This window comes from Candidatus Methanoperedens sp. BLZ2, from assembly GCF_002487355.1.
In the GTDB taxonomy this organism is placed as follows: Archaea; Halobacteriota; Methanosarcinia; order Methanosarcinales; family Methanoperedenaceae; genus Methanoperedens.
Genome location: NZ_NTMG01000075.1, coordinates 1 through 3,585, shown reverse-complemented (window position 1 = coordinate 3,585; position 3,585 = coordinate 1). Strand labels below are relative to the sequence as shown.

General features: G+C 35.5%; 3 protein-coding genes. 1 reads left to right on the top strand and 2 read right to left on the bottom strand.

Annotated features, from left to right (window positions below; translation table 11 throughout):
- The first annotated feature begins 35 nt into the window (after positions 1-35).
- Positions 36-1,133, top strand: coding sequence for a radical SAM/SPASM domain-containing protein (locus CL181_RS16070; protein ID WP_097300341.1), 1,098 nt, complete (start codon positions 36-38; stop codon positions 1,131-1,133).
- Here CL181_RS16070 and CL181_RS16065 read toward each other — a convergent pair.
- Both CL181_RS16065 and CL181_RS16060 read right to left on the bottom strand, forming a co-directional pair.
- A complete protein-coding gene (locus CL181_RS16065; protein ID WP_097300340.1) occupies positions 1,130-2,695 on the bottom strand; it encodes a hypothetical protein in 1,566 nt (521 codons plus the stop codon). The genes CL181_RS16070 and CL181_RS16065 overlap by 4 nt on opposite strands.
- Positions 2,688-3,545, bottom strand: coding sequence for a nucleotidyltransferase domain-containing protein (locus tag CL181_RS16060; protein WP_097300339.1), 858 nt, complete (start codon positions 3,543-3,545; stop codon positions 2,688-2,690). Before CL181_RS16060 ends, CL181_RS16065 begins: the two co-directional genes overlap by 8 nt.
- Positions 3,546-3,585 lie beyond the last annotated feature (40 nt).

Genomic DNA, 3,585 nt, shown 5'->3' with positions numbered 1-3,585 from the left:
AAATAACTTGAAATTATTTTAAATAAGGATTACATATGTGGGAAGTCTTTCTAAATGTTACCGGTGGTTGCAACTTAAATTGCAGATACTGTTATGAAACGGATAGGACGACAGAAAAACAGCATCCATTGAGTGTTTGTAATTATACAATAAACGACGTTCTGACATTATTAGAAAAACTCTCAGAATATAAAGATTCTATCTATGTTTATTTTTATGGCGGAGAACCGACATTAAAGCCAAAACTGCTCGAAGAGTGGAGCTCAAAAATAAAAGAAAAGTACCCAAGTGTAAATCAGGTTTTACATACAAATGGTTTGCTTTTAGATACGTTGTCAAAATCATTCTTTGACAATATTGAGGTTATTCTTCTTTCAGTAAACATGGAATCAAAGGTTGCATATGGATCTAGAGATTTCTATGTAGCCACTGTGCGAAAAAACATAGAATGGGTAAGAAATATCACAGAAATCCCGGTAATCCTTCGCCTCACCTATACATCAGATAGCCATTTCCTTGAGACCTGTTTCCTGTTTGAGGATCTCTCAGATGCAGTATATTGGCAAATCACTAGCATTCAGGATAATGACATCGAGCAAACCATTCTTAACTATTATACCGACATTTCTTTGCTGATGAATAAGTGGTTTAGCCAATTACAGAAACCTACAAATCCTCAATATATTCCTTTCGATTATGCATTTCTCGTCACATCAAATACTTCTGAATTTAAAGAAAATACAGCCCCGTGTGGTTTTGGGCGATCCATATTATTTGTTGATTTGGATGGGACAATATACGCTTGTCCCGAAATAATGCAAGACGTACAAGAAAAAATAGGACATATAAGAACTGGATTTGATTTGAAACCAACAAATGACATGTTTATTGAGATACTGGAAAAGTGTGGTAATTGCATAGCAAAGACTTATTGCCGAACTAGGTGCCCTAATATGCATCTTAAATCATCTATTGCTACTCAAGAACATATATGCAAAGTAACCAGGAATATACTTGAGGAATTCCTTAGATACAAGGAGAAATTAGATGATTCTGTGAAGAAGCGTTATCTCAGTCGTATCAGAGCCCCTCAGATACGTCGCTTTATGGGTATTGTGGAATGCGTTCCTTAAGGCTTCAATAAAAATAGGACTGCTACAGGTACTTTCGCAGAATGTCCGGGAACATCTATTTCAATTATAGCATCACTTGAGCTGCAGACGGAGTCATGTCCTAAATTTGTCCTAGGTAGGTCAAGAGGAATTAAAGGGGATCTTGGTTTCTTAGGTACATAATAGACCAGGAAACCACAATTCCCATCAGGTCCAATGTATTTAGCTATTTGTTCCAAATTCTTTTTAATTTGTTTCGGGTACCGCCAGAGTTTGCACTCTATAATTACAAATTTTTGGTTGCTACAGGGAACCAGAATATCTGCTATTCCACCTCCATGATGTGCTTCCGTTAGTGTTAAAGGTTTGTAACCTGCCATGACAGAAACAATTAAATTTTTAAAATCTTCTTCCAGCGAAATTTTCCTAATGTTCTCATAAACCATTGATGACAAATGTGCAAAAGCATTTAGAAGAGACATCCCCTTGTCACAGTTAGGAAATAGATGTTCACCTAATCCAAAACATACTGGTTTTGCTTCTGATCCAACAGGATTCCCCAACAGCAAGCTCTCATCTGCATAGGCAGCCCTCAGCCCTAATAATTCTTTGATGAATTTTTCAATTATTATTGAGGGATACAATGACATGTCGCGGAGAAAATCCCAATTTAGCTCAAGACCTTCAAGATGTATACTTTTTATAATTTCTACTAATTCATTCAAATTCTCTAAAGTTCCAGCTGATCTATTACCATTTTTTATGGCCCTAGCTATAGAAAATGATATGATGTCGGCTCTATACAATCCATCTAAAATATCTAATATCCTAGAAAGACCAGCTTTTTCGAATGAAACCAATCCTTTGTAAATCAAGGTAGTCAATCCCAGATTTTTCAATAAAGTATGGTAGGTAACTACTTTTTGTGCGCTATCATGGTAGTCCATTTTATGTGGAGTGGCATTGACTAGAAAAATATCTGGATATATAAAAGTAATGAGTTCTTCTTTATTGCCACCTATTTCATCCATCCAACGCCTAGATTTAGGCGGTTTTCCAACACCTAATTTAAAAATTTTACCATTACAATAATCAACCTGGGGACCAAGTGGACTTCGTTCAGTAAATTCCGCGATCGCCATAGCCTTCTTCGTTATTTCACTATCGATCTCAAAATCATGAGTAATATATGTATATTTTAAAAAAATATCGTCTAGTGTGAATGGAAAAGATGGGAAAAGATTTTTATAAATCTTAATAAGTTTGGAAAAATCAATACTCACATCCTCATAAAAACCTTTTTGTCCAAATGGTGCTTTTTTTGGTTCAATTCCCAAGTTGATCCATAATATCTCATTTCCAAATATTTTTTTAGAGACAAGCTCATGATAAATCAGAATAGGAATTCCATTTTGAATAGAATGAGTTTCCCATTCCATTGCACCCCTTTTCAATCCTAAATCTTCCTTAATATTTTCAGACCATTGACGGATAGAGGCTGCCTTTTCACCAGTCCCGTCGTCCAAAACAAATATTTGTTCGGAATACCATGGATTTAAAAGCTTGATATCCTTTTCAGGCATACAATAACCCTCCCCAATTCATTTTCTGATGCTCAGATGTGTACAAATTAAATAAATTATTTGGAATTAATTTTGAATGCTGAAGACGGGCAACTGCCATTTTAAATAAAATAACGAGCTCTTTTCTTTTTGTGTAGGGAGTGCAACTTTTCATAAAATTAGTAATCCTTTTGTCAATCCGAGTATCATGCATTGGAAGCTGGTACAGAAGCCATTTTGGTGTAGGCGGAAAAGATCTATTTGCAATAAAAAATAGCCTTAATACTTGTTGAAGTGCAAAATCATAATATATCATCGTGCCAAGAGGACCAGCTCTTTTCACCAAGAAACCATCTGAAGGTAATTTATATGGCGTTCCATAATTGATTATATCCGTTACGTGGATCCCATGCCACGCAAGATCTAGGAGTATGTCTGTAGTTAAGTATTGCAATTCTTTCGTCTTTGGTGCGACATGCTTTCGTAGGCTTCTTTCGGTTATTTTTTCATCTCTGCTATATAATATGATCGCTGATGAAAAAGTCTCTCTCATCCACGATGGCCATGCGCTGGTATTACGATAATAATCCACATTTATAAGCAATATATCGATATCATAACCCTCGAAAAGAAATTCTCCTTGTGGGACTGGCAACGTCTTTCCAATGAAGATGATTCCTAAATCAATATCTGAAATTTCATCTGCATATCTTCTAGCAAGACTACCTAAACCCACGACAGCAATTATTCTGTGATTTGATTTTATAGTCTCAATGTATTTTAATGCTATTTCTTTATGCTTTTCTAGCGTTTTTTCTACTTCAGATTGGGGTAGTTGTACGGGTTTGGGACATTGAGGATTATTTGACATCGCTATGATCCCTCACACCTAAAATAATTTCAAGTTATTT